This is a genomic window from Rhabdothermincola sediminis (assembly GCF_014805525.1).
Classification (GTDB): domain Bacteria; phylum Actinomycetota; class Acidimicrobiia; order Acidimicrobiales; family Acidimicrobilacustridaceae; genus Rhabdothermincola; species Rhabdothermincola sediminis.
Genome location: NZ_JACFSZ010000020.1, coordinates 1 through 26,081 on the forward strand (window position 1 = coordinate 1; position 26,081 = coordinate 26,081).

Below are 26,081 nucleotides of genomic sequence, written 5' to 3' on the forward strand. Positions count from 1 at the left end.
GCTCGCTCGGCGCGACCGCGCCGGCATCCGGAGCCACCTCGGCCTCGGTGGACGTTCCGGCCGCGGTCGGCTTCGCCGCCGCCTTCTTCGCCTTCTTGGCCTTCCCCGGCTCCTCGGGCTGCTGATCACGGATCAACCCCTCGCGCTCGGCCTTGCGACGGACGCGGTCGGCTTGGGCCTCGACCACGCTGGAGGAATGGCTCTTCACCCCGATCCCCAGCGATTCGCAGAGATCGAGGCACTCCTTGTTGGTCAGCCCGAGTTCCCTCGCCAGCTCGTAGACGCGGATGTTCGATGGCAACGGCAGCCTCTGTTCGTCAGCGTGAACCGCTCCAGCGGCGAGCAGGAGCGGTCCTCTATCCTCGCGCGGTCACCTGGAGCGCACGAAAAGCGGTTCAGGTCTCGCTCGACGGCTCGGAGCTCGTCGAGACGGCATCTTCGACGGTAGCGGCGGTCTCGGCAGCTTCCTCCGGCTCCCCGCCGCTGTCCTCACCGTCAACCCCCTCCGCGGCCGCAGCACGCTGCTGCGCGTCCGCCTCGAGGGCTTCGACCACGGCATCGGGGCCGTCCTCCACCTCGCGCTCCGCCAGCGACTCGGCAGCCTGCGACCACTGCTCGGCCGAGATCGCCTCCCCACCTTCGGCGGGCTGCCACACTTGCTCGCCCGTCTCCGGATCGACCACCCACTCGCCCTCAGCCCACTCCTGGTTGGCGTAGGCCTGCTCCTCGGCGAGCTGGGACTCGCTCTTGATGTCGACTCGCCACCCCGTCAGGCGGGCCGCCAGGCGCGCGTTCTGGCCCTCCTTCCCGATGGCCAGCGAGAGCTGGTAGTCGGGGACGATCACCTCCGCGGTGCCGGTTTCCTCGTCGATGCGGACCTCTTTGACCTTGGCCGGCGACAGTGCCTTGGCCACGAAGTCCGGGGCATCCTCGGAGAACGGGACGATGTCGATCTTCTCCCCCCGCAGCTCGTTGACGACCATCCGGACCCGGGCCCCCCGGGCGCCGACGCAGGCCCCGACCGGGTCGACGTTGGGATCGTTGGACCACACCGCGATCTTCGTGCGGGCACCGGGCTCGCGGGCGCAGGCCTTGATCTCCACCACGCCATCGGCGATCTCGGGCACCTCCAGCTCGAACAGCCGCTTGATGAGGCCCGGGTGGGTACGGCTCACCACGATCTGTGGGCCCTTGGCGGTCTTGCGGACCTCGACGATGTAGGCCTTCACCCGCGCGCCGGGCTCGGGCTTCTCGTAGGGGACCTGCTCGGCCTGCGGGAGCAGGGCCTCCACCCGCCCCAGGTCGAGCAAGGTGTAGCGGGAGTCGGTCTGCTGGATGATGCCGGTGACGATGTCGCCCTCGCGCCCGGCGTATTCCTCGTACTTCATCTCCCGCTCGACCTCGCGGATGCGCTGGCTCATCACCTGCTTGGCGGTCTGCGCGGCGATGCGGCCGAAGTCGGCGGGGGTGACGTCGAACTCCTCGCCGATCGGTTCACCGTCCTCGTCGAGCTCCTGAGCCATGACCCGGAACTCGACGGTCTCCGGGTCGATGGTGACCCACGCGTACTCGTGGGCCCCGGGCAGGCGCTTGTAGGCCGACTCGAGGGCGTCGGCCAGCGCGCCGAAGAGCGTGTCGACCGAGATGCCCTTGTCGGCGGCCAGGGCCTGCAGCGCATCCATCAGATCGGGGTTGCTCATGGGGCGTTGACCTCTCCTGTCTTCGGTGACTTCGACGGCTTCGGGTGCTTCGATCCACGGCTCGGGGAGCCGGGCTTCGGCCCCGGGCCCCATTCGAAGACCGTGCGCGCCCGCTCGATGTCGGCCAGCGCGAGCGTCCGGCGGTCACCGGCCGGCTCATCGAGCACCACGGTGATGTCCTCGTCGGTGGCCGCGGTGAGCTCGCCCGTGAGGCGCCGGGGCCCGTCGAAGCCGGGCCCGGTCTTGAGCGAGACCCGCTGGCCCACCGCCCAGCGGAAGTGCGCGGGGGTGCGCAGCGGTCGCTCGAGCCCGGGGCTGGTGACCTCGAGGGTGTACCGGCCGGCGATGGGATCGAGATCGTCGAGCGCCCTCGACACCGCTCGAGTGGTCGCGGTCACCGTGTCGAGGTCGACCCCACCCGGCCGATCGACGGTGACCCGGAGGACCCCGCCGGCGTGCTCGAGGTCGAACAGCTCGAGCCCCTGAGCCCACACGACGGGCTCCACGACGGCCCGCACTCGTTCACTCACGCTCATGGTCACCTCCTTCGGGGTCGGCCGCCTGGTCGGACAAGCTCGGATCGGGACGTTGCTGGTCTATGACACGAAAGGCGTGGGCCCCAGCCCACGCCTTCGCTCGGATCGAACGGATTGGCAACAGAAGTATAGGTCAGTACGCCCGGGCGACCACGGCGACGAGCCCCTGCTCATCCTGGCTCTCCGGGACCGACCCGTCGGGCCGCAGTAGGCACCGGACCGTCACCCCCCGCTCGGCCAGCTCGGCCTCACCCTCCTCCCCCAGCCGGGACCAGGGAACCCGAGCCCACCCCGTGGTCGCGGCCTCCACCGCCTCGGCGAGGCCCGAGACATCCTGGGTGCGCGCCTCACGCCTCTCGGTGGCGGACCGCAGGAGTGCGGACTGCTGTGCCTCGAGCAGATCGCTGACCGCCTCGTCGACCCCCTCGAGGGGCACGGCCGACTTGATGCCCGCCAACCGGTCGACCAGGGTGACCTCGCCGGCGGCGAGATCGCGGGGCCCGAGCTCGAGCCGCACCGGCACGCCCTTCAGCTCCCAGTCGGTGGCCCGGCGCCCGAGGGAGAGCGCCACCCGGTCGTCGAGGCGGGCCCGCACCCCTGCCCCGCCGAGCATCTCGGCCAACCGGCCGGCCTCCGCCACCACCCCACCTTCGTCCCGGACGGCCAGCACGACGGCCTGGATGGGAGCCAGGCGGGGGGGTACGCACAGGCCCCGGTCGTCGCCGTGGCACATGATCAGACCGCCGACCATGCGGGTAGACACCCCCCACGAAGTGGTCCAGGCGAGCTGCTGGGTGCCGTGCTCGTCGAGATAGGTGATCTCGAAGGCCCGGGCGAAGTTCTGACCCAGCTCGTGACTGGTGCCCATCTGGAGGGCCTTCCCGTCCCCGGTCATCGCCTCGCAGGTCATGGTGTTGGTGGCGCCAGCGAAGCGCTCCTTGCGGGTCTTGCGCCCGACCACCACCGGGATCGCGAGCACGTTCACCATGAAGTCCTCGTAGACCTCGTGGAGGATGCGCACCGCGTAGTCCCTGGCATCGGCCTCGGAGACGTGAGCGGTGTGACCTTCCTGCCAGAGGAACTCGCTGGTCCGGAGGAACACCCGAGGCCGCAGCTCCCAGCGCACCACGTTCGCCCACTGGTTGAGCAGCAGCGGCAGGTCCCGGTAGCTCTGCACCCACTTGGCCATGAACTCACCGATCACGGTCTCGCTCGTGGGCCGCACCACCACCGGCTCCTCGAGCTCCTTGCCGCCCGCCACGGTGACCACCGCCAGCTCGGGACTGAACCCCTCCACGTGCTCGGCCTCCCGGCGCAGGTAGCTCTCCGGGATGAAGAGCGGGAAGTAGGCGTTCTCGGCCCCCGCGGCCTTGATGCGGGCGTCGAGCTCGGCCTGCATCCGCTCCCAGAGCGCGTAGCCGTAGGGACGGATCACCATCGTCCCCCGAACCGGGCCGTTGTCGGCGAGCTCCGCCTTGTTGATGAGGTCCTGGTACCAGCGCGGGAAGTCCTCGGCCTGCGGGGTGAGGACGGGCGCTCTGTCCTTGGGTCCGGCCATGGGGGGCGAGCCTACCGGCCGGGTGCCGGCGCCCTCCGCGGGCCGGTGAGCCGGCGAGCGAGCGGCACGTACGCGGCGCGTCAGAGGTTGCGGATGACCTCGACCCGCTGCTCGCTGAGGTTCGCGTCTGCCCCCTGCTCGTCGAGCAGGGCCCGCCGATCGGCCTCCGCTTCGGCTGCCGCGCCCGCATCAGCGTGGTGCATCGCCTCCTCCACACCACCGTCGGCGATGAGCTTCGCCCACTCGACGAGCGCGTCGACCATCTCGTCCTCGGGCACCACCTTCACCACTTTGCCCTTGACGAACAGGTGACCGCGCCGGCGGCCCGCCGCGATCCCCAGGTCGGCCTCCCGGGCCTCACCGGGACCGTTCACCACGCAACCCATCACCGCCACCTGGATGGGCAGGTCCAGCGCTTCGAAGGCCCGCTGGGCATCGTTGGCCACCTGGATGACGTCCACCTCGGCCCGCCCGCAGGACGGGCAGGCGATGAGGTCCAGGCCCCGGCGCTCACGCAGGCCCATCGCCTCGAGGAGCTGGCGACCGGCTCGGGCCTCCTCGACGGGGTCAGCGGTCAGCGAGTAGCGGATCGTGTCGCCGATGCCTTCGGCCAGCAGGGTGGCGATGCCCGCGGTGGCCTTGACCAGCCCGCCCGGCGGCGGGCCGGCCTCCGTGACGCCGAGGTGCAGCGGGTGGTCGACGGTCTCGGACAGCAACCGGTACGCATCGATCATCAGCGGCACGTTCGAGGCCTTCACCGAGATCTTGACGTCGTCGAAGCCCACCTCGGCGAAGTAGGCCAGCTCCTGCAGGGCCGAGGCCACCATCGCCTCCGGGGTGACCCCACCGTGTGCCTCGTAGAGCGCGGGGTCGAGCGAGCCGCCGTTGACCCCGATGCGGATGGGTACCCCGCGGTCCTTGGCCTCCCGGGCCACGGCCTTGATGTGCTCGGGACGGCGGATGTTGCCCGGGTTCAGCCGCAGCCCGTGCACACCGGCCTCCAGGGCGGCGAGGGCCATGCGGTACTGGTGGTGGATGTCGGCGATGATCGGCACCGGCGAGCGGGGGATGATCCGGGCCAGGCCCTCCGCCGCTTCGATCTCGTTGCACGTGCAGCGCACGATGTCGCAGCCCGCGGCGGCGAGCGCGTAGATCTGGGCCAGGGTGCCGTCGACATCCGCGGTCTTGGTGGTGGTCATCGACTGGACCGAGACGGGCGCGTCCCCTCCGATGGCCACGTCACCCACGTGGATCTGGCGGGTGGAGCGCCGTTGGTACCGGGTCTGGTGCTGCATCGGTGGGTCAGGGTCCGAAGGGGTTGGGCACGGGGTTCACCACGTCGAGGTACATCGAGGTGAGGCCGAGCCCCACGAGCAGGAAGATCACGGTGTAGGTCACCGGCATGAGCTTGCTCATGTCGACCCGGTACCGGCGACCGCTCAACCGTCCTCGGACGGCCTCGTAGGTGGCCACCATGGCATGGCCACCGTCGAGCGGCGGCAGCGGCAGCAGGTTGAACATGCCGAGGAAGATGTTCACGATGATCAGGGTCCACAGGAAGCTGACCATGCCCGACTGGGCGGCCTGGGCACCTAGTCGGGTGATGCCGATGATCGAGATCGGCCGGCTCTCCTGGAGCTCGAGCTGGGCCTCGGGCACGTACTGCGGCCCGGCGGGGTCGAGGGAGTGCACCGCCGGTTCACCGGCCCACCGCGAAGCGTCACCGTTGCCGGAGGTGGTCACCAGCTCCGCGTACCGGCGTAAGCCCTCAGGGGAGAACACCGTGCCCACCCCCTTCACGGACTGCACGACAATGGAGCCGAACTCGGGCACGGTGCGGCCCGCGGCCTCAACCAGGCTCACCCGCACGGCCGGTGCCGGCCCCCGCACGATCCCCAGGAAGCCGGACGCGCCGTCGGGTGACAGGGCCACGGGAGCCTGCACCTCGGTCCAGTAGGCGCCGGGCCCTCGCTCGAACTCGATGCGCACCGTGCCCCGGGCCGACCCGAGCCGCTCCACGAACGCCTGGTAGGAGGCGACCCGTTCCCCGTCGACGGAGACGATGCGATCGCCGTCGCGCAGCGGCGGCAGCGCGGCGGCGCCGACCTCGTTCATCCGCCAGCCCGGCACCACCCCGAGCGTGATCTGCTCGCCACCCCGATCGACCACCACCTCGGTGGGCTGCCCGAGGGTGGGCGCGAGTGCGGGGCCGAGGCTCTCCCAGTCGCCCACCGGCGAGCCGTTGATCGACACCACCCGGTCGCCCGGCCGGATCCCGCCGGCCGCGGCGGCCGACCCGTCCAGCACCCCGTCGACCACCCACGCCCCGCTGTTGCGCTCCCCGAACCCGGCGAACACCACGAAGATCAGCACCAGGGCGATGGCGAAGTTGGCGAACGGGCCGGCCAGCACCGTCGCCAACCGGCGGGGGTAGGACATCGCCCGGTAGGTGTGGCTCTCGTCGACATCGTCGATCTGTTCCAGGTTGCTCATGCCGATGATGCGCACGTACGCGCCCGCGGGTAGCAGCTTCACGCCGTACTCGGTCTCACCCCGGCGGAACGACCAGATCTTGGGCCCGAAACCGATGAAGAACTCGGTGACCTTCATGCCCGAGCGCTTCGCCACCAGGAAGTGACCCAGCTCGTGCAGGAAGATCGAAACGACGATCGCCAGGATCATCGCCACCACGCCCCAACCGGTCAGGTAGCCGACGAGCCCCACGAACAGGCTGATCAGCAGTGGCCGCAGCCAGCCGCCCCTGGGTCCCGCCGGGGAGGGGGTGAGTGGTCGGCCGCTCGGGGCGGCATCGCCGCCGGTGGTCACGGGTTGCTCGAGGGTCTCGCTCACGTTGGCTCCGAGGTCCGGGGCGACGCGGGGCCGGGAAGGCTCCTGCCGATCAGGTTACGGGCGACCTGGCGGGCTCGGCGGTCGGCCTCCACCACGTCGTCGACGGAGCCCGCCCGAGCTCCGTCGTGGCGGTCGAGAGTCGACTCGAGCAACCCGGGGATGTCGATCCACCGGAGCCGGCGGTCCAGGAAGGCCTCCACCGCCACCTCGTTGGCCGCGTTGAGCCACGCCGGTGCGGTCCCGCCGGCCCGCGCCGCCTCGTAGGCCAGGCGTAGGCACGGGAACGCGTCGAGATCGGGGGGCTCGAACTCGAGGCGGGTGACGCGGCGCCAGTCGAGCCGGCCGAACGGGGTGACGATCCGGTCCGGGTAGGCCAGGGCGTACCCGATCGGCAGACGCATGTCCGGCGAGGAGAGCTGGGCGATCGTGGTGGCGTCGGTGAACTCGACCATCGAGTGCACGATCGACTGGGGGTGCACCACCACCTCGATCTCCTCCAGCGAGACACGCGCACCCAGGGGACCGGCCGGCGTGCCGAACAGCTCGTAGGCCTCGATGACCTCTAGGCCCTTGTTCATGAGGGTGGACGAGTCGACCGTGATCTTCGGGCCCATGTTCCAGGTCGGGTGTGCGAGGGCGTCCTCGACGGTGACCGACGCCAACTCCTCCCGACGACGACCACGGAACGGCCCGCCGCTGGCGGTGAGCACCAGGCGCGCCACCCGAGCGACGTTGTCGTTGGCTCGCAGGCACTGGTGGATCGCGCCGTGCTCGCTGTCGACCGGCACCAGTTCCGCGCCGGGTGTCCGGCGGGCCTGCTGCACGACCGGGCCTGCCGCGATCAGGGACTCCTTGTTGGCGAGCGCCAGTCGGCGACCGGCTTCGAGGGCGGCCAGTGTGACGGGCAGACCAGCGAAACCCACCACGCCGTTGACGATCACGTCGGCCTCGCCAGCCAGGCTGGCGAGGGCATCCGGCCCGGCGCGCACGTCGCAGGCGGGCAGGCGTTCGGCGAGATCGGCCGCGACCGAGGGGTCCGCGACCGCCACCACCTTGGGCCGGAAGGCGAGGGCCTGCTCGACCAGGAGATTGGGCCGGGACCCGCTCGCCCCGAGCGCCGTGAGTTCGAAGCGATCCGGCTCGGCCGCCAGCACCTCGAGGGTCTGCGTCCCGACGGAACCGGTGGAGCCGGCCACCGCGACGCGCACCCCAGTCATGGGCTCCAGGCTACCGACCCTCACCTCAAGCGAGCCGAAAGCCCGCGACTGGGATGCTCCCGGCCGAACTGTTCACCCCCACGCGGCTGGAGGCCGCGAATCCCTGAACAGTTCGGGGTTGCCGGCCGAACTGTTCACCAGAACGCGGCGCGAGGCCGCGAATCCCTGAACAGTTCGGGGTTGCCGGCCGAACTGTTCACCAGAACGCGGCGCGAGGCTGCGAGTCCATGAACAGTTCGGGGGGAGGAGGGGTGGTCGGATCAGAGGCCGGGGACGAGGTTGAGAAGCCGGGCCGCGTAGTAAGCGGCCGGCAGCACGAACAGCAAGCCGTCGAAACGGTCGAGGATCCCGCCGTGGCCGGGCAGCACGCTACCCATGTCCTTCAGGCCCAGATCTCGCTTGAACAGTGACTCCGCCAGGTCCCCGATGGGGGCCGCCGCGGCCACGAACAGCCCGAACACCAGCGCTTGGCCGGCCGAGAACGGCCCCGCACCGAACAGCACGGCGAACACGAACACCGCCAGCAGGCAGGCGAGCAACCCCCCGACGAGACCTTCGACCGTCTTGTTCGGACTCACGGTGGTGAGCGGGGTACGGCCGTACTGGCGACCGACGAAGAAGCCGCCGACGTCGTAGAAGACCGCTCCGGCGACCGCCACCAGCAGGATGCTCACCCCTTCCGCGGGGATGTCCAGGATGAGCCCGGAGAACGCGCCGAACATTCCCACGTAGACCACCGCGAGGAGCGTGACCCCGATGTTGGGAACGGGCCTGACCGATCCCCCCACCCCCAGCAGGAACCACAAGATGCTGAACACCAGCGTCAGGAACAGCACCAGCGGCATGGCCGGCTCGCCTCTCCAGTAGACCGCCAGCGGCAACGCGACCACGGCTGCCAAGCCGAGCAGCGTGGCCGGCCGGTACCCGCCACGGCGCAGGGCGCTGAACAGCTCGACCGCAGCGAGCACCACCACCACCTCGACCAGGATCATGGTCGCCGCAGGTCCGAGCTTGAACAGGATCAGCGCCACCACCGCGATCGCCAGCCCTACGAACACCGCCTGGGGAACGTCGCGCCCTGCACCGCCGGCGGAGGAGAGCTCCCCGGTCCGTGCACCTCGCCCGCGCTCGGGGGGACGGCCGGAGACCGGTTTGCGGTTCGAGGTGGGCCGATCCGGCGTGGCGGCCCGGGGTTGGCCGCTCGAGATGCGAATCGGATCATCGGTGGACCCGCGAGGACGATCCGCTGGCATCTCCGGCACCTGCAGATCATCGAAGGTCAGGAACGCCTCGTGCGACTGGCGCTCGCTGGTGTCGAGGGCTCCCACGGAGGTGTCGACCTCCGCCAGCTCGGACACGTGATCGGTCTCGTCCCACGGCTCGTGCTCGTCGCGCCAGCGGGGCGCCGCGGCGCCTGCGGCGAACGACGACCACCGCTCCTGCTCCGTGTCATCGCCGTCGCCGACCACGACCCTGGGCACCTCACCGGTCGCGGGCTCCGTCCAGTGCGGGAGCTCCGTCTCTCCGGTGGCGGGCTCGACCGAGAGCACCGGCTCCTGGCTCCCCTGGGCCACCCGGGGTTCGACCGGGGCCACCCTCGGACGCTCGATCGCCGTGGCATCCGCGCGATCGGCCAGCGGGAATCGCAAGGCGGGGGTGATGTCCGCCGGGGAGGACTCAGGACGGTCCCCGTAGCGGGGCTGGTCCTGACCCTTGCGCCGCACCGCCTCACCGCGCTCGACCGCCTCCGCCGCTTCGTCGGGATCGATGATCCGCACCCCCTCGGCGGGATCCTCGGGCCCGCCGCTCTCCTGGTTGCTGCGGCTGAAGAGCGAATCGGGAGCCATCAGTCCTCCAGCAGCTCGTGTTCCTTGGCCTCGAGTGCCTTGTCGATCTCGGCCTCTTGGGCATGGGTGATCTTGTCGAGCTCCTTCTCGGCCCGAGCCAGCTCGTCGCCGGAGAGCTCGCCGTCCTTCTCGAGGCCTTCCAGCTCGTGACGCGCCGCCCGCCGCAGGTTGCGGATCGCGACCTTGCCCTCCTCGGCCATGTGCTTGACCACCTTGACCAGCTCCTTGCGACGCTCCTGGGTGAGTGGGGGGAAGGTCAGGCGGATGTTCACCCCGTCGTTGCTGGGGGTGAGCCCGAGATCGGAGCTCTGGATGGCCTTCTCGATCGCTCCCATCGCCCCCTTGTCGTAGGGGGTGATGAGCAGCTGGCGAGCTTCGGGGACCTGGAAGCCGGCGAGTTGCTGGAGCGGGACCTCGCTGCCGTAGTAGTCGACGACGATCTTCTCCACCAGCGCGGGCGCGGCTCGACCGGTGCGGATGCTCGCGAACTCGCCGCGTGCGTGCGCGACGGCCTTGCGCATCTTCTCGGTGGTCTCCTGGAGAACCACGTCGGCCATCTCGCTGCTCACGCCGGGCTTCTCCTCTCGTCCGGGACGGTGACTGGTCGGGACTGGTCGGGCTGCGGGCGGCTCGTCGGGCGCCGTCGGCGCCCCCGGCCGAGCCCCGGGCCCGGGTGACGACGGTAGTGCCTCAGTGGACCAGGGTGCCGACCGGGCGCCCCTCGAGGATCGCCCGCACGTTGCCCTCCCCCAGCAGATCGAACATCACGATGGGGAGCTGGTTGTCCATGCACAGGGTGATGGCGGTCGAGTCCATGGCCCGCAACCCCTGGTTGAGCACGTCCAGATAGGTGACCTCGTCGAGGCGCTGCGCGTTTGGATCGAGCTTCGGATCCGCGGTGTAGATGCCGTCGGTGCCCGAATGGGTTCCCTTCAACAGGACCCCCGCCTCGATCTCGACGGCCCGCAGCGCGGCGGTGGTGTCGGTGGTGAAGAACGGGTTCCCCGTGCCGCCTGCGAAGATCACCACCCGGCCTTTCTCCAGGTGGCGGATGGCCCGGCGCCGGATGTAGGGCTCGGCCACCTGAGCCATGTGGATCGCGGACTGGACCCGGGTGGGCTGACCCAGCTGCTCCAGCGTGTCCTGCAGGGCCAGGGCGTTGATGACCGTGGCCAGCATGCCCATGTAATCGGCCTGGGCGCGGTCCATGCCGGCACCGGCGCCGGCCATGCCCCGCCAGATGTTGCCGCCGCCGACCACGATGGCGATCTCCACCCCGAGATCCGCGCGGACCTCGGCCACCTCCCGGGCCACACGCTGGACCACCGCGCCGTCGATGCCGTAGCCGCCCTCGCCGGCGAACGCCTCACCCGAGACCTTCAGCAGGACCCGGGACCAGCGAGGCTCGGCCACGTTCAGCCCCCGATGTAGACCTGTGCGAAGCGGACCAGCTCCGCGTCACCGAGCAGGTCTTCGATGGTCTTCTTCTCGTCCCGCACGAACGGCTGCTCGAGCAGAACCCGCTCCTTGTACCAGGCGTTCAGCCGGCCCTCCACGATCTTGGGCCACGCCTGCTCGGGCTTGCCCTCCGCCTTGGTGATCTCGAGCAGGGCCTGGCGCTCCTTCTCCACCTCGTCGGCGGGCACTTCGTCGCGCCGCAGGTACGGGGGCTTGGAGAACGCGATGTGCACCGCGATGTCGTGCGCCAGCTCCTTGCTACCGCCGCGCAGCTCGACCAGCACCGCGTTCACGCCCCGGCCGTCCTGGATGTGCAGGTACGAGTCGAGGATGTCGCCGGGCGCGGCCTCGAAGCGCACCACCCGGCCGAGCTCGACGTTCTCCTTGGTCGAGAGCTTGAGGTCCTCCAGGTCCGAGGCGCGCTCGGACACCGCGGCCTCGCCCTTGGCGACCACCAGTTCGGCGAGGTCGCCCACCAGGGAGGTGACCCCCTCGCTCTTGGCGGTGAAGTCCGTCTCGCACTTCAGCTCGACGATCGCCCCGACGTCACCGTCGACGACCACCGCCACCGCACCCTGCACGTTCTCCCGATCGGCCCGGGCCGCGGCTTTGGCCAGGCCCTTCTCGCGCAACCACTGCATGGCCGCCTCGAAGTCACCGTCGTTCTCGGTGAGCGCCTTCTTGGCGTCCATCATGCCGGCGCCGCTGGCCTGGCGCAGGGCCTGCACGTCCTTGGCCGTGAACTCGGGCATCGTCACTCCTCACTCGTGGCAGCCGCGACCTCGCCTGCCTGCTCGGCACCGGCGAGGACGGCCTCGGCGTTCTCTGGGGTCAGGCCGGGATCGGCGTGCTCCGGCTCTGGATCGGCGTTGGCCGCGGTGTTGGCCTGCGACTGCTCGCCGGCCTGGGCTGCGATCCTCGCTTCGCGCTCCTGCGCGGCCAGTGCCGCCTGGCGGCGGGCCTCAGCCTGCTGGGCGGCAACGGCCGCCTCCTCCTCCGGTGTGCGCTCCGGTGCCGGGCCCCCGGCTGGGCCACCCCGGCGGGAGGCGATGAAGCGACCCTCGATGACCGCGTCGGCCATGATCCGCGACATCAACGTGGACGAACGGATGGCGTCGTCGTTGCCGGGGATCACGTACTGGATCACGTCGGGGTCGCAGTTGGTATCGACGACCGCGACGATGGGGATGCCGAGCTTGTTGGCCTCGGTGACCGCGATGTCCTCCTTCTTCGTGTCGAGGATGAACACCGCGTCGGGCAGCCGTTCCATGTTCCGAATGCCGCCGAGGTTGCGCTCGAGCTTCTCGAGCTCCCGCGACAGCATCAGTGCTTCCTTCTTGGGCATGGCCTCGAACTCACCGGCGGCCCGCATCCGCTCGTAGTCCTTCATCTTGCCGACCCGCTTGGAGATCGTCTGGAAGTTGGTGAGCATGCCGCCGAGCCAACGCTCGTTGATGTAGGGCATGCCGCACTTCTCGGCGTAGGAGCGGACCGCGTCCTGTGCCTGCTTCTTGGTGCCCACGAACAGGATCGTGCCGCCATCGGCGACCAGGTCTCGCACGAACGAGTAGGCGATCTCGATGCGGGCGAGGGTCTGTTGCAGGTCGATGATGTAGATGCCGTTGCGCTCCCCGTAGATGAAGCGCTTCATCTTCGGGTTCCACCGGCGGGTCTGGTGGCCGAAGTGGACCCCGGCCTCCAGCAGTTGGCGCATGGTCACGACAGGTGCCATCGCAGGTGCTCCTTCCCATCGGTTCGTCGAGACCCCCGCCCGACGCTCGAAGCGACCGTGGGAGGGCGAGGGCGGATGTGTGCTCACGACGGCCCCGTGCACGCCACCGGGCCACCAGGTTCCGGCCCGCGATGCGGTGGGCCGGCGGACGATTGTAGGGAAGGGTCACCACGGGGGCCAACGCGGTACCGGCCTCGGACAGCGGCGCTGGGTGCTCACGGGCCGGGCCAGCTCATGCCTGCCAGCGCGCCGGCGGCGCCCGCAGCGTCGATCGCGAACGAGATGGTCTCGCCCTCGACCAGGGCGGACGCAGCCTGGCCAGCGCCGACGCACGTCGGGGGAAGCCCGGCCACGGCCAAGGCAATCTCGCGGGTGGCCGCAGGCGAGCCCGGCAGCTCGTCGTGAGCCGAGAGCCCGTGCAGGTCGACGGTGACGTGGCGCTCGCCGTCGACGAGCGTGCGCGGCCCGGGGACCACCCAGTCCCCCGAGGCGGCGATCGACACCATGCGCAGGTGATCCGGCACCGGGGTGGCGGCGACCTGGCGGGTCAGGTCGGACACCTCGCTGAGCTGGCGAGCAGCGGGACTGGCCGGGTCGTGACCTCCGGGCACCACCGCGGCAAGGGCCGCCAGCTGCGCGTCGAACCCACCCAGCTCGTCGAGCGCGCCGAGGGCGGTGGCGAGGTCCGCGCCTCCGTGCGGGGTGCCGAGGGTGACGAACGTGCGCACCTCGGCGGGCAGCCTGCCACGGGAGAACGCCTCGCCGATCGCCAGGCGGGTGACGACGCCACCCTGGGAATGGGCGATCAGGTCGATCGGCACACCTGGCTCGGCCCGGCTCACCGCGGCGATCAGTGCCTCCAGCCGGGAGGCCGCCTCTCGCAGCTCGCCCTGGCTGTCGAGTTCGTCGTAGGGGCGGGCGGGCAGAGCAGCCAGCGAGTCGGTGAGCCCTTCGGCAGGGATCCGCCCACCCCGGTAGGAGAACCGGACCACGTCGCCGGGGGCGTAGCCCAGCGCCGCGGTGTCGGTGCGGTCGATGCCGCTCCCCTCGCTCGTCGAGCCGAACCCGGCCACCAGAATGGCGATGCGCCGGCCCGCCGGTCGTGGCGGCGGCGCGGTGGGCGGAGTGCAGTCGCCGCGACTGCGGCGCCATCGCTCCATGCCCATGGCGATGCGGGCCAGCCGGGTCTCGACCCGCAGCTCGACCGCGTAGTGGAGCAGGAGCCGGGCCCGCTGCCCGCTGGCATCGACCACCATGCCCGCCAGCCGGTACGGCGAGTCCAGGTGGTCGAGGATCACGGTCAGGAGGGCTCGGCGCTCCCGCAGCGGCCCCTCGCCTTCCTCGAGGCCCGGGACAAGGCGGACCCGAGCGGGGAGGTCACCGGCGAAGAGCACGGCCGGGTCCAGGTAGGTGCCGTCGCGATCGCGGATGCCGAGGTGCAGCATCGGCCCGGCGGTGCCGACCACCTCGCCCTGCCTGACCCGCGCGCCGACCCGCACGCCCACCGCCTCGAGGAACGAGTAGCTCGACCGCAGGCCGTCCGGGTGGCGTACCGTGACGTGCAAGGTGCCGGCCACCGGACCGGCGAAGATCACTTCGCCGTCGCCGATCGCTCGCACCGGGGTGCCCGGCTCGGTGGCGTAGTCGATCCCCCGGTTGCCGGGCCCGAAGCGGGTCGCCGGAGGGCGGAAGGGATCCGCGACCGGCGCATCGACGGGCGGCCGGTATCGAGGCGGTGTGGCGGCCGCGTGGCCTGCGGGGGTGATGGCGGCGGACAGCGCGACGACGAACACGGCCGCCGCACCGATCTGGGCGCGGCGGGGCACACGGTGGGCCACGGGACGGGCACCTCCCCGGGGAGACGGGACCGGTGGGGGAAGTGCGGCCGAGGGCCGTGAGGGGGCGTCGCCCCGAGTTCAGGCGTGTCCGGCGAGATGGGGCCCCGAGCCGGAGCTCGTGCTCAGGCCGGCTCGCGTTCCTGGGCCAGGATCCGCGACCGGAGCTGGAGCACCGCTTTGGTGTGGATCTGGCACACCCGGCTCTCGGTGACGCCGAGAACCTGGCCGATCTCGGCGAGGGTGAGACCCTCGTAGTAGTAGAGGGTGAGGACGATCTTCTCCCGCTCGGGCATGCGGTTGATGGCCTTCGCGAGGATCTGGCGCATCTCCTCGACCTCGTAGGCCTGCACCGGCCCCTCCCCCGCATCCGCGATGGTGTCGCCGAGCGTCAGCGACTCACCCCGGTCGCCGCCAACCGAGAGCATCTCGTCGAGCGCGACCAGACCGACGAAGGAGATCTGCGAGAGCGTGGTCTGCAACTGCTCGTCGGTCATGTCCAGCTCGGCCGCGAGCTCCTCGTCGGTCGGGGCGCGGTGCAGTTCGCTCTCGAGCTTGGCGAACGCCTTCTCGAGCGCCCGAGCCTTGGCCCGGACCGAGCGCGGCACCCAGTCGATCGAGCGCAGCTCGTCGAGGATCGCCCCCTTGATACGAGCAATCGCGTAGGTCTCGAACTTGTAGCCCCGCGCCGGGTCGAACTTCTCGATGGCGTCGATCAGACCGAAGATGCCGTAGCTGACCAGGTCGGACTGCTCCACGTTGTGGGGCAGCCCCACCGCGACCCGGCCTGCCACGTACTTCACCAGCGGCGAGTAGTGCACGATCAGCTCGTCACGTGCCTCGCGCGTGCCCGTGGCCTTGTAGTCGACCCATAACCGTTCGATGTGACCTGCTGCCTGGTCTTCCACCACCGGTCCTACGCTCGCGGGTGGGTCGACTCGACGACGCGCCGCAGCCGCTCCTTGCTCACATGAGTGTAGTGCTGTGTCGTGCCGAGGTCCGCGTGCCCGAGCAGCTCCTGCACCGCTCGCAGATCGGCGCCCCCGTCGAGGAGATGTGTGGCGAACGTGTGGCGCAACGCATGGGGATGGGTCGGCGACAGCGCGCGGCGGTCGAGGATGCGCCGCACGTCCCGCGGGGTCAGTCGGCGCCCACGCCGGTTGAGGAACACCGCGTCGACAGGCGTGTCGGTGGTGATCAGCTGGTCGCGCCCGCGGCGGAGCCAGGCGTCGATGGCCGCCGATGCCGGTTCGCTCAGCGGGACCTGGCGCTGCCGTGAGCCCTTGCCCCACACACGCACCGTGCGGTTGAGGAGGTCGAGGTCGTCGGGCCGCAGGCCGCAGAGCTCCGCCACCCGTAGGCCGCTGCCGTAGAGCAGCTCGAGCACCGCGTCGTCGCGCAGTCGGATGGCCGGCTCGTCGCTCGACGTGGACGCTGGTGGATCGTCGAGGAGAGCCCTCAGCTCCTCGTCGCGCAGCACCCGGGGCAGCCGCCCCTCCCCCGCCGGGGAGGAGAGACCCGCTGCGGGGTCGGCGCTCAGATGACCCGTGCGGCGCAACCAGGCGAAGTACCGGCGCAGCGCGGACGCCTTCCGGGCGACGGTGCGGCGTGCGTAGCGGCGGGTGCCTAGGTAGGCGAGGTATCGGCGGAGCACCTTGCGCTCGATGTCGGACGGGCCGCGGGCACCCAGACGCGCCGCCCACTCGATGAATGCCTCGAGATCGCTCCGGTAGGCGCGGATCGTGGCCGGCGACGCGGAGGTGAGCGCTGCCTCGAACTCCTCGAGCAGCCACCCGGCCTCGGCCATCCCGGTCAACGGTACCCGGCACTCGCCGCCATCCTGTGGAGGGCCGAGCACGGGGCCGGCGGGGGGCTCCGGGCAGCCCGCCGGGTGGGCACTGGAGTGCGTGCGATCGATCAGCGCCCATCGTGGGCCACCCGTTCGAACCAGCCCGCCCGGCGGGCCACCCATCCAGCCGCCTCCAGCCGGTCGAGCGCCAGCACGAGCACCCCCAGCTCGAGACCCGTGCGTAGCACGAGTTGCTCGAGGGCGACTGGCTCCCATCCCATGTGCTCGAGGACCCGGGCGTCGGAGGGGTCCGGTGCGGGGCGCGGGTCCGCGCCCCGCCGTCGGGCGGGCGTGTCGAGCCCCAGCAGTGCGAGGACGTCACCCGCCCCGAGGCACACGTGGGCGCCCTCGTCGAAGAGCCGGTTCGTACCCTCCGACGCGTGGGCCCGGACCGAGCCGGGCACGGCCATCACCGGCCTCCCACGCTGGGCCGCTTCGGTGGCGGTATGCAGCGCGCCGCCTCGGGCGTGGGACTCGACGACCACGACGATGTCGGCCAGCGCGGCGATCAACCGGTTGCGGGCGGGGAAGTGCCAGGCCGTGGGTGAGGTGCCGAGGGGGTGCTCCGAGATGAGCAGGCCCGCGTCGGCCACGGCCCGCCAGAGGCTGTGGTTGCGACGGGGGTAGACCACGTCGAGCCCGCTGCCCACGACCGCCACGGGTGGGGCGGCCCGGGCCTCCAGCGCCCCGGCATGGGCCGCACCGTCGATGCCGAGTGCCAGCCCCGACACGACGCGCACGCCGGCGGCCGCAAGGTCGCGACCGAGCTCGAAGGCCACGTCACGGCCGTAGCGGGTGCAGTCACGGGTCCCGACGATCGCCACCCTCGGCCCGTCGAGGGCCTGGCTGTCGCCGCGCAGAACCACCAAGGGTGGAGGGTGCTCTTCGCGACAGAACGGCTCGGGGTAGGCGGGGGAGCTCACGCCGCAGACCTCGACACCGGCCTCGAGGTGACGTCGCCACAGCTCGCCCACGTCGAGCTCGCTCGCCCAGCGAGTCCAGGCCGCGAGCAGCGCCGCGGCCGGGGCACCCAGCAGGTCACGGACTCCGCCCCCTGGCACAGCACCCCGGCACAGCTCGTGCCACGCCTCGGCCGGTGACACCGCCCCGACCAGCGCACGCAAGCGGGCGGGGCCCATCTGGGGCAGCGACGCCAGCGCCAGCAGGTGCGCTTCGGCCGGCAGCTCGATGGAGCACGACATCAGCCCGCCAGCCGCTGCACGAGGAACGACGGCTCCGTGCGCAGCGCGCAAGCCTCCGCGACGTGCTCCACCGACAGCTCACCGCCGTGGCCCGCCAGGTCGGCAATCGTTCGCGCCACCCGGCGGACTCGCTGCAACCCGCGACCGGTGAGCCGGCCGGCGCGCAGGTCACCCTCGAGCTTGCGGGCCGCAGGTCGTGAGAGCGGCGCATACCGATGGAGGCCGGCCTGGTCGAGCTCCGCGTTGGCGCGCACCCCTCGCCGCCAGGCGAGCTGGCGGGCGGCGAGCACCCGCTCGGCCACCGCCCGGCTGGGCTCCGATGGCGCGCTGCTCAGCAGCTCCAGCGGGTCCGGCCGCAACACGTCGACCCGCAGGTCGAACCGGTCGAGCAGCGGGCCCGAGATCCGCCGGCAGTACCGGGCGAGCTGGAGATCCGAACAGCGGCAGGCGTCGGGCGAGCTCCGGAGGCCGCACGGGCACGGGTTCATCGCCGCCACGAGCTGGAAGCGGCACGGCAGCAGCACCTTCGAGTCGGCCCGGGCGAGGCGCACGACGCCCTCCTCGAGCGGCTGGCGCAGCGTGTCGAGCACGTGGGCGGGGAACTCCGCCAACTCGTCGAGGAACAGCACCCCCTCATGGGCCAGGGAGATCTCGCCCGGTCGAAGCTGTCCCGACCCACCACCGATGAGCGCCACCGCCGAAGCGCCGTGGTGCGGGGCACGGAACGGAGGCCGGCGGACCAACCCACCCGGAGGGAGCGGCGCGCCGGCCGCGGAGTGGATGCGGGTGGCCTCCAGCGCCTGGGCACCGTCGAGCTCGGGCAGCAGACCAGGCAGCCGCTTCGCGAGCATGGTCTTGCCCGCGCCGGGCGGCCCCACCATCAACAGGTGATGGCCGCCCGCCGCGGCCACCTCGAGCGCGCGCCGGGCGACGGGCTGGCCGTGGACGTCGCGCAGATCGGGGCCGAGGTCCTCGGGAGGCACCTGGTCCAACCGCGGCACCGCAGGCCACGGGCTGTCGCCCCGGAGGCAGCCGACCAGCTCACCGAGGCTGCCCACGATGCGAACCTCGTGCCGCCCGACGAGCTGTGCCTCCACCCGCGCATCGGACGGCACGACCACCACCTTCGCCTCGACGGCGTCGACGAGGGGCAGCACACCAGGAACCTTGCGGAGTGCCCCGTCGAGGCCCAACTCGCCGACGAAGCCGACGTCCTCGACGACCGATGGCGGCAGCTGCTCGGTGGCGACCAGCACCCCGACCGCCATCGCCAGGTCGAGGCCGGCGCCGATCTTGCGCAAGCCGGTGGGAGCGAGGTTGACCGTGCACCGGCGCTGCGGCCACGACAACCCACTGGACAGGATCGCCGCCCGGACCCGGTCTCGCGCCTCGCGGCAGGAGCTGTCGGGCTGGCCGACCACCGTGAACGACGGCAGGCCACTCGAGACGTGGACCTCGACGGAGACGACATGACCGTCGACACCCAAAAGGGTGGCCGACATGACGGTGGCGAGCATGAGGCCCTCCTCGACCGCATGGTGCGCATCGGAGCCAGGACGGGACCGTGCGCGCTGACGGTGGGAAGGACGGCCGTGTCGCCGGCCATCGAGCGTGGGCTGATGCTAGCGAGGGGGTCTGACAGTCGAAAGGGTCAGAGGCTGCGCTCGTAGGTGGCCACTGCCCGGATGTCCTCGGCGGAGAGCTGCTGTCCGAACGAGGGCATGCCGGCCCGGCCTTCGGTGATGACCGCGATCTGGTCCTCGATGTTCGGGTAACGGCTGGCCACCACCCCGGCGAGCCGCGGCCCGTTCCCACCTCCGCCCTTGGCACCATGGCAGGTGGCACAGTTCTGGCGGAACACCTGCTGTCCGCGAGCCAGGACCGGATCGGCCGGTGTGGCGGTGTCGTCGCTTCCGGTGCCGCAGGCGTTCAGTGCCAGCACACCGACGACGAGCGCGACGGCGAGGGTGAGGACCTTGACTGCCTTCACGGCCGCAGACCTTACCGTCGGCCGGCGCGACCGCCGACCGACGCGGGCTCGGTAGGTGCGATCAGCCGCGGGCGCGCACGATACTGGGCTCGTGGGCTTCAACCCGTTCCGCGGCCGGCGCAGCTCCGGCGCCGACTACGCCATGGTCGTCGCGGCCCTGGTGGTAGTGGTCCTCCTCGTGGCCTGGGCCCTGTTCGGGTGAGCACCAGGCAGGAGTGGGTGGTGAGCACCTGGCAGGACCTCGACGCCGACGGGCAGGTGGTGGAGGTACGGAGGGTACAGCCCTACCAGGCCACGAAGCGCTACGTGTGCCCCGGCTGCAACCAGGACATCCCGGCCCACACCGGCCACCTGGTGGCTGTGCCCGTCGAGGCTCCCGACCTCCGCCGCCACTGGCACCGAGGCTGCTGGGAGGCCCGGCATCGGCGGCGTCCCGGCCGAGCTCGCTGATCCCGCCGCGGTCCCCACCGACGTCCCGACCCGGTGGCGGGGCCCGGAGCCGACCCGACAGGGAGGCCCGTATGCTGCCCGCCGTGGAGCTGCTGTTCATCCGCCACGGTGAACCCGCCTGGGATGAAGCCGGGCTCGCGGTCGATGATCCCGCGCTCACCGATCGGGGCATCGAGCAGGCCCGGCTGCTCGGCCGGGCACTGCGCGGGCTGCGTGCCGACCAGCTCCTGGTCTCCCCGTTGCGGCGAGCGCAGCAGACCGCCGAGCCGATCGCCGACGCCTTGGGACTCGAGCCCACCACCCTGCCCTGGCTGGCGGAGATCTCGATGGGTCGCTGGCAGGGCACGCCCAGCGAAGCCGTTGAGCGAGCCTTCCGCGAGAACCGCGGCCGTCCCCTGGAGGAGCAGTGGGAAGGGATCCCCGGCGGGGAGAGCTTCCGCCACTTCCACGCCCGGGTCACCGGTGGCCTGCAGGAGATGCTCGACGGCGCCGGCGCGCTGCGCCTGTCCGATCATCCGCCGCTGTGGAAGTTGTGCGAGCCCGAGCGGCGGATCGTGGTGGTGGCCCACGGCGGCACCAACGCGGTCTCCCTCGGCTATCTCCTCGGCATCGAGCCCGTGCCCTGGGAGTGGGAGCGGTTCGTGTCGTTCCATGCGTCGGTCAGCACACTGCAGCCGGTCGAGATCAGCTCGGGCCATACCTTCAGCCTGCTCCGCTTCGCTGACACCACACACCTGCCGGCAGAGCTGCAGACCCGCTGAGTGCCGTGATCAGCCGTCTCAGAACGCGCCCTCGAGCACCTCGAGACGGCCGGCGAGGATCGATGCCACGTCGAAGCGGATCTCGCGGGGCCGAAACGGCGCCTCCTCCTCCAGCCATCTCGCCGCCAGGTGGCGGATGCGGCGCCGCTTCTCGTAGGTGACCGCCTCGACCGGCACCCCGAACGCGGAGGACGAGCGGGACTTCACCTCGCAGAACACGATCGTGCGCCCCCGATGCACGATCAGGTCGAGCTCACCGTCGCGGCAGCGCCAGTTGCGGGCCAGCACCGTGTAGCCGTTGCGCTCGTACCACGCGGCGGCCATGGCCTCGCCGCGCGCCCCCAGCGCCTGCCGGGCCCGACTCACGGGAGGTCCTCGCGGGGCAGCTCCTCGACGTTGACGTCCTTGAAGGTCGTGACGTGCACGTGGGACACGAAGCGGTTCTGGCGGTACATGTCCCACACCCAGGCGTCGCGCAGCCCCAGCTCGACCCACAGGCGTGGCCCCTCGCCGTGGACCTGCTGCGTGACCTCGTTGGCGAGGTAGAAGCGGCGTTCCGTCTCCACGACGTAGCGGAACATCGGGACGACGTCTTTGTACTCGCGGTAGAGCTGCAGCTCGAGCTCGGACTCGTAGTCCTCGAGATCCTCGGTGCTCACCGTTCACCCCAGTCCCGCGAGGGCGCGGGACGGCCACGGCGTCGAAGCGTCAGTCGCGCTTCTCTTTGATCTTGGCCGCCTTCCCGACGCGGTCACGCAGGTAGTAGAGCTTGGCCCGGCGGACGTCGCCACGGCTGACGACCTCGATCTTGGCGATGATCGGGGAGTGCACGGGGAAAGTGCGCTCGACCCCCACGCCGAAGCTCACCTTGCGGACGGTGAAGGTCTCCCGCACGCCCTCACCCTGGCGGCGGATGACCGCACCCTGGAAGACCTGGACCCGCTCCCGCGACCCTTCGACCACCCGGACGTGCACCTTCAGCGTGTCGCCGGGGGCGAAATCCGGGATGTCGGTGCGGAGGCTCCGCATGTCGACGAGGTCGGTAGCTCTCATGGTGGGATCTCCTGGGAGGGGGACTCCGAAGGATACGCACCCCCCGGGCTGGGGCACAAAGCGCTGCCGGCTCAATCCTCGGGGAACTCGAGCAGCAGGTACTCCTCCTCATCGGTGAGCCCACCCCGGGCCAGGATGAGATCCGGCCGGTCCGACAGCGTGCGCCGAAGGGCCATGGCCCGCCGCCAGCGGGCGATCTGTCCGTGGTCACCCGAGCGCAGGATGGCCGGCACCTGCATCCCCCGGTAGTCGGCCGGCTTGGTGTACTGGGGGTACTCGAGCAGCCCGTCCGCGAAGGACTCCTCGGCGGCCGAGTCCGCGTTGCCCATCACCCCGGGCACCAGCCGGCCCACCGCCTCCAGCACCACCATCGCCGCCACCTCGCCACCAGCGAGCACGAAGTCACCGATCGACACCTCACCGTCGACCAAGTGGGTGCGCACCCGCTCATCGACCCCCTCGTAGCGCCCGCACAGCAACGAGAACCCCTCCAGGGAGGCCAGCTCGCGCACGAGCTGCTGGTCGAGCCGCCGGCCGCCCGGGCCGAGCAGCAGCAGTGGCCTCGGGGGGTCGACGGCCTCGACGGTCTCGAAGATCGGCCCGGGCATGAGCACCATCCCCGCTCCCCCGCCGAAGGGCGTGTCGTCCACCGACCGGTGGGGATCGGTGGTGACCGAGCGCAGGTCGTGGACCCGTATGTCGAGCAGACCCCGCTCGCGGGCCTTGCCGAGCAGGCTCCGGCAGGCGAAGTCCTCCACCATGCCGGGGAAGATGGTCAGCACGTCGATTCGCACGCCCGGTCTCCTTCAGACGGTCGGCAGCACAGGGCTCAGAGCTCGAACAGGCCTGCCGGCGGGTCGATCACCAGGATCCGACCCGACTCGCTCCAGCCCACCACGAACGTGAGCGGGACGAGCGCACCCGAGTCCAGCACCAGCAGGTCGGCAGCCGGATTGGCCTGCAGCGCCTCCACCGTGCCCCGCGGCGTGCCGGAGACCTCCACCACCTCGGCCCCGACCAGCTCGTGCACCCACAGGTCGTCGGGATCGCTCGGGAGCGCTTCCGCTTCGAGTTGCACCCCACGGAGGCGATCGGCTTCCTCCCGACTGTCGACCCCCTCGAACTTCACGATGTAGCGGCTCTGGTGGGGGCGGGAGGCCGACACCACCAGCTCCCGGCCGGCTGCGCAGAGCACGGACCCGACCGCCACCCGGGCCAACTCGGTGGTGGTCAACGTCACCACCACCTCACCGCGCAGGCCGTGACTCTTCGCGACCCGGCCCACCGCGAGCAGTCGCCGTTCAGTCGACGAACTCGACCTCCACCTCGACGCCGTCGCGGGCCGCGGCGGCGCGGACCACGGTGCGGATGGACTGGGCGACCCGGCCGCGCTTGCCGATCACCCGGCCCATGTCCCCCTGGGCGACGTGGACGTTGAGGGTCGGGCGCCGGCCCCGCTCGTCGATCTCGACCTCCACCGCGTCGGGATCGTCCACGATCTGGCGCACCAGGTACTCGAGCACGGCACGGGCGGTCGCGGCCGGCAGCCGGTTGCCGTCGATCTCATCATCGTCGAAGTCGTCGAGGTCGTCGCTCAAGACGCGGCCGCCGTGTCCGTCGCGGCCGGCGCCTCACCCTTGAACTGGGCCCAGGCACCGGAGACCTTCAACAGCTTCTCGACGGTCTCGGTCGGCTGCGCGCCTTTGCGCAACCACGCCACCGCCTTGTCGTTGTCGACGACCACGGTGGCCTGGCCTCCTTCGCCCCGGCGGGGGTCGTAGTGACCGACGATCTCGATGAAACGACCGTCGCGCGGCGAGCGGCTGTCGGCAGCGACGATGCGATAGGTGGGCTGCTTCTTCTTGCCCATCCGCATGAGGCGGAGCTTGACCACGTTGTTCTTCTCTCTTCTCGCGGGGGCCGACTGACCGCCGGCGGTCCGGGTCGGGTCCCGCAGCGGCGACCCGATATGGTGCGCCCGCCCGCCCGCCCGGATCAAGCCGAGCGGCCGGCGGGTGATCAGCGGGAGCGTCCTCCGCCAGGGAGACCCGGCAGCCCGGGGGCGCCCCCCTGGAGATCCTCGAGCGTCGGCAGCGCGTTCGGGTCGATCGTGGGCAGGCGCAGCGACGAGCCCTTCGGCGAGACCCGCCCCTTCGGGGTGGCCCGCCCGCCCCCCTTGACCTTCTTGCCCTTGCGGGCCTTCTTCATCCGCTTCGACCCGAGACCCCCCATCCGTTTCATCATCCGCGAGACCTCCTTGAACTGCTTGAGGAGCTCGCTCACCTGGGCGGGTTGGGTGCCGCTACCCCGGGCGATGCGGTTGCGGCGTGACGCGTCGATGCAATCGGGGTCGAGACGCTCCGCCGGGGTCATCGACCGGATGATGGCCTCGATGCGCGCGATCTCCCTGTCGTCGATCTGGGTGTCACGCACCTCCTTCGGGACGCCTGGCAGCATCCCGATGAGCCCGGAGAGCGGGCCCATCTTCTTGATCTGCTGCATCTGCTCGAGGAAGTCCTCGAGGGTGAACTGCCCCTCGAGCAGCCTGGCGGCCGCAGCCTCCGCCTGCTCCTTCTCGAAGACCTCCTCGGCCTTCTCGATCAGCGTGAGCATGTCGCCCATGCCGAGGATGCGGCCGGCCAGCCGGTCCGGGTGGAACAGGTCGAACTCCTTGAGCTTCTCGCCGGTGGAGGCGAAGGCGATGGGCTTGCCGACGACCTCCTTCACCGAGAGCGCCGCACCGCCGCGGGCGTCGCCGTCGAGTTTGGTGAGGATGACGCCATCGAGCTCGAGGGCCTCGTGGAAGGCCTCCGCGGTGGCCACCGCGTCCTGGCCGGTCATGGCGTCGATCACCAGGAACGTGTAGTCGGGGTCGACCGCGGCCGAGATGTCGCGCACCTGCTGCATCAGCTCGGCGTCGATGGCCAGGCGCCCGGCGGTGTCGACGATCACCACGTCCCGACCGAGCGAGCGGGCCTCCTCCAGCGAACGGCGGGCGACGGTGACCGGATCGGTCGGCTCGCTGAACACCGGCACGTCGATCTGCGAGCCGAGCGTGCGGAGCTGCTCGACCGCCGCGGGTCGCTGGAGATCGGCACCCACCAGCAGCGGGTTGCGACCCTGGCTCTTGAACCAACGGGCCAGCTTGGCCGAGTTGGTGGTCTTGCCCGAGCCTTGCAGGCCGGCCATCAGCACCACGGTCGGTGGCTTGGGGCTGAAGGTCAGCCGGAAGGTCTCGCCGCCGAGGGTGCGGGTGAGTTCCTCGTTGACGATCTTGACGACCTGCTGCGCGGGGCTCAGCGCCTGACTGACCTCCTCGCCGACGCAGCGCTCGCGCACCCGGGCGACGAACCCCTTGACCACCTGGAAGTTGACGTCGGCCTCGAGCAGGGCCAGGCGGATCTCGCGCAGGACCTCGTCGACGTCGGCCTCGGTGAGCTTCCCGCGACCCCGCAGGCGCTTGAAGATCGCGTCGAACCGGTCGGAGAGAGCGTCGAACATGAGTCTCGTAGCCTACCGAGGCGGCGGGCTCAGCCCGCCTCGCTCGACGCGGCGGTGTCGAGCTCGAGCAGGTCGTCGACGCCGGCTACGCCGGGGATGTTGGCAGCGACCCGCAGCAGCTCCTCGCGTGCGGTCTCGTGGGGCACCGTGCCCCGGAGCTGTACCCGCCGATCGACCACCGCCACATCGGGTTGCGGCAGGTGCCAGGTGCGCGGGGCGTGGCCGAGCTCGAACGCCACCCGATCGGCGAGCTCCTCGTCCGACAGCCCTGACTGGCCGGTGAGCAGCCGGCGGAGCTTCGCTCGCATCTCGCGTCCCTTGCTGGGCGCGAACAGCAGCCCGATGACCAGCCCGAGCACGAAGCAGAAGACCCCGGAGATGCCGGCGGCCCGGGTCACCCGCCACCCGACCTTCACCGGGGCACCCCCCACCTTCACCCCCGCCTTGAAGGTGCCGCCGAGCATGACGAGGGCCAGCTTGAACGGAAGGACGGCCAGCCGGATCAGCACATGCACCAAGCCCTTGATCAACCGCATGGTCTC

The 26,081-nt window shown here is 71.1% G+C and carries 29 protein-coding genes; 2 read left to right on the plus strand and 27 right to left on the minus strand.

Translation table 11 applies throughout. The annotated features are described in order from the left end of the window. From HZF19_RS14290 to HZF19_RS14375, 18 genes are all read right to left on the minus strand, one after another. Window positions 1-301 (minus strand): translation initiation factor IF-2 N-terminal domain-containing protein (locus HZF19_RS14290; RefSeq protein WP_208029474.1); only part of this gene is annotated, 301 nt, incomplete at its 3' end. A 94-nt stretch (window positions 302-395) separates the two neighbouring features. Next, entirely contained in the window at window positions 396-1,700 is a 1,305-nt protein-coding gene (gene nusA, locus HZF19_RS14295) for a transcription termination factor NusA (RefSeq protein WP_208029475.1), read from the minus strand. Further along, window positions 1,697-2,236 (minus strand): ribosome maturation factor RimP, encoded by a 540-nt coding sequence (gene rimP, locus HZF19_RS14300; RefSeq protein WP_208029476.1) that lies wholly within the window; start codon window positions 2,234-2,236, stop codon window positions 1,697-1,699. The genes nusA and rimP overlap by 4 nt, the downstream gene beginning before the upstream one ends. 133 nt (window positions 2,237-2,369) lie before the next feature. Then, entirely contained in the window at window positions 2,370-3,794 is a 1,425-nt protein-coding gene (gene proS / locus HZF19_RS14305; protein ID WP_208029477.1) for a proline--tRNA ligase, read from the minus strand. An 80-nt stretch (window positions 3,795-3,874) separates the two neighbouring features. Then, a complete protein-coding gene (gene ispG / locus HZF19_RS14310) occupies window positions 3,875-5,089 on the minus strand; it encodes a flavodoxin-dependent (E)-4-hydroxy-3-methylbut-2-enyl-diphosphate synthase (protein ID WP_208029478.1) in 1,215 nt (404 codons plus the stop codon). Window positions 5,090-5,096: 7 nt separating this feature from the next. Beyond that, complete coding sequence (locus tag HZF19_RS14315; protein ID WP_208029479.1) at window positions 5,097-6,644, minus strand: M50 family metallopeptidase; 1,548 nt, start codon at window positions 6,642-6,644, stop codon at window positions 5,097-5,099. After that, the gene (gene dxr, locus HZF19_RS14320) at window positions 6,641-7,861 is read right to left on the minus strand and encodes a 1-deoxy-D-xylulose-5-phosphate reductoisomerase (RefSeq protein ID WP_208029480.1); all 1,221 of its coding nucleotides are present in this window, start codon (window positions 7,859-7,861) and stop codon (window positions 6,641-6,643) included. Before dxr ends, HZF19_RS14315 begins: the two co-directional genes overlap by 4 nt. 260 nt (window positions 7,862-8,121) lie before the next feature. Continuing rightward, window positions 8,122-9,708, minus strand: coding sequence for a phosphatidate cytidylyltransferase (locus HZF19_RS14325; protein ID WP_208029481.1), 1,587 nt, complete (start codon window positions 9,706-9,708; stop codon window positions 8,122-8,124). After that, on the minus strand, window positions 9,708-10,265 hold the full coding sequence (gene frr / locus HZF19_RS14330; protein WP_208029536.1) for a ribosome recycling factor: 558 nt from the start codon (window positions 10,263-10,265) through the stop codon (window positions 9,708-9,710). Before frr ends, HZF19_RS14325 begins: the two co-directional genes overlap by 1 nt. Window positions 10,266-10,398: 133 nt before the next feature. Next, window positions 10,399-11,121, minus strand: coding sequence for a UMP kinase (gene pyrH / locus HZF19_RS14335; RefSeq protein ID WP_208029482.1), 723 nt, complete (start codon window positions 11,119-11,121; stop codon window positions 10,399-10,401). 2 nt (window positions 11,122-11,123) lie between these two features. Beyond that, a complete protein-coding gene (gene tsf, locus HZF19_RS14340; RefSeq protein ID WP_208029483.1) occupies window positions 11,124-11,918 on the minus strand; it encodes a translation elongation factor Ts in 795 nt (264 codons plus the stop codon). Between the two features lie 2 nt (window positions 11,919-11,920). Continuing rightward, window positions 11,921-12,898, minus strand: coding sequence for a 30S ribosomal protein S2 (rpsB, locus tag HZF19_RS14345; protein ID WP_208029484.1), 978 nt, complete (start codon window positions 12,896-12,898; stop codon window positions 11,921-11,923). Between the two features lie 215 nt (window positions 12,899-13,113). Further along, complete coding sequence (locus HZF19_RS14350) at window positions 13,114-14,736, minus strand: peptidoglycan DD-metalloendopeptidase family protein (RefSeq protein ID WP_208029485.1); 1,623 nt, start codon at window positions 14,734-14,736, stop codon at window positions 13,114-13,116. A gap of 122 nt (window positions 14,737-14,858) precedes the next feature. After that, on the minus strand, window positions 14,859-15,641 hold the full coding sequence (whiG, locus tag HZF19_RS14355; RefSeq protein WP_307781238.1) for an RNA polymerase sigma factor WhiG: 783 nt from the start codon (window positions 15,639-15,641) through the stop codon (window positions 14,859-14,861). 8 nt (window positions 15,642-15,649) lie between these two features. Further along, the gene (locus HZF19_RS14360) at window positions 15,650-16,540 is read right to left on the minus strand and encodes a tyrosine-type recombinase/integrase (RefSeq protein ID WP_208029487.1); all 891 of its coding nucleotides are present in this window, start codon (window positions 16,538-16,540) and stop codon (window positions 15,650-15,652) included. Window positions 16,541-16,650: 110 nt separating this feature from the next. Beyond that, a complete protein-coding gene (gene dprA / locus HZF19_RS14365) occupies window positions 16,651-17,784 on the minus strand; it encodes a DNA-processing protein DprA (protein ID WP_208029488.1) in 1,134 nt (377 codons plus the stop codon). After that, a complete protein-coding gene (locus tag HZF19_RS14370) occupies window positions 17,784-19,301 on the minus strand; it encodes a YifB family Mg chelatase-like AAA ATPase (RefSeq protein WP_208029489.1) in 1,518 nt (505 codons plus the stop codon). The genes dprA and HZF19_RS14370 overlap by 1 nt, the downstream gene beginning before the upstream one ends. A gap of 134 nt (window positions 19,302-19,435) precedes the next feature. Then, complete coding sequence (locus HZF19_RS14375) at window positions 19,436-19,774, minus strand: c-type cytochrome (protein ID WP_208029490.1); 339 nt, start codon at window positions 19,772-19,774, stop codon at window positions 19,436-19,438. 222 nt (window positions 19,775-19,996) lie between these two features. Between HZF19_RS14375 and HZF19_RS14380 the strand changes: the two genes are divergently transcribed. Next, window positions 19,997-20,224, plus strand: a complete 228-nt coding sequence (locus HZF19_RS14380) for an Rv1322 family protein (RefSeq protein ID WP_235980174.1) — start codon at window positions 19,997-19,999, stop codon at window positions 20,222-20,224. Between the two features lie 71 nt (window positions 20,225-20,295). Continuing rightward, window positions 20,296-20,985 carry a histidine phosphatase family protein gene (locus HZF19_RS14385; RefSeq protein WP_208029491.1) on the plus strand — a complete coding sequence of 230 codons (690 nt, stop codon included), beginning with the start codon at window positions 20,296-20,298 and terminating at the stop codon, window positions 20,983-20,985. Between the two features lie 18 nt (window positions 20,986-21,003). On the opposite strand, the gene HZF19_RS14390 is transcribed toward HZF19_RS14385, so the two are convergent. From HZF19_RS14390 to HZF19_RS14430, 9 genes are all read right to left on the minus strand, one after another. Further along, entirely contained in the window at window positions 21,004-21,351 is a 348-nt protein-coding gene (locus tag HZF19_RS14390; protein WP_208029492.1) for a YraN family protein, read from the minus strand. Further along, complete coding sequence (locus HZF19_RS14395) at window positions 21,348-21,644, minus strand: DUF2469 family protein (protein WP_208029493.1); 297 nt, start codon at window positions 21,642-21,644, stop codon at window positions 21,348-21,350. Before HZF19_RS14395 ends, HZF19_RS14390 begins: the two co-directional genes overlap by 4 nt. A 49-nt stretch (window positions 21,645-21,693) precedes the next feature. Then, window positions 21,694-22,038 carry a 50S ribosomal protein L19 gene (gene rplS, locus HZF19_RS14400; RefSeq protein WP_208029494.1) on the minus strand — a complete coding sequence of 115 codons (345 nt, stop codon included), beginning with the start codon at window positions 22,036-22,038 and terminating at the stop codon, window positions 21,694-21,696. Between the two features lie 71 nt (window positions 22,039-22,109). Beyond that, window positions 22,110-22,832, minus strand: coding sequence for a tRNA (guanosine(37)-N1)-methyltransferase TrmD (gene trmD, locus HZF19_RS14405; RefSeq protein WP_208029495.1), 723 nt, complete (start codon window positions 22,830-22,832; stop codon window positions 22,110-22,112). Window positions 22,833-22,867: 35 nt separating this feature from the next. After that, complete coding sequence (rimM, locus tag HZF19_RS14410) at window positions 22,868-23,323, minus strand: ribosome maturation factor RimM (protein ID WP_208029496.1); 456 nt, start codon at window positions 23,321-23,323, stop codon at window positions 22,868-22,870. A 16-nt stretch (window positions 23,324-23,339) separates the two neighbouring features. Beyond that, entirely contained in the window at window positions 23,340-23,636 is a 297-nt protein-coding gene (locus tag HZF19_RS14415; RefSeq protein ID WP_235980176.1) for a KH domain-containing protein, read from the minus strand. After that, window positions 23,633-23,932 (minus strand): 30S ribosomal protein S16, encoded by a 300-nt coding sequence (rpsP, locus tag HZF19_RS14420; protein ID WP_307781239.1) that lies wholly within the window; start codon window positions 23,930-23,932, stop codon window positions 23,633-23,635. The genes HZF19_RS14415 and rpsP overlap by 4 nt, the downstream gene beginning before the upstream one ends. Window positions 23,933-24,057: 125 nt before the next feature. Then, window positions 24,058-25,539: a signal recognition particle protein gene (gene ffh, locus HZF19_RS14425; protein WP_208029497.1), complete on the minus strand. Its 1,482-nt coding sequence runs from the start codon at window positions 25,537-25,539 to the stop codon at window positions 24,058-24,060. Between the two features lie 29 nt (window positions 25,540-25,568). Continuing rightward, the gene (locus HZF19_RS14430) at window positions 25,569-26,075 is read right to left on the minus strand and encodes a BON domain-containing protein (RefSeq protein WP_208029498.1); all 507 of its coding nucleotides are present in this window, start codon (window positions 26,073-26,075) and stop codon (window positions 25,569-25,571) included. Window positions 26,076-26,081 lie beyond the last annotated feature (6 nt).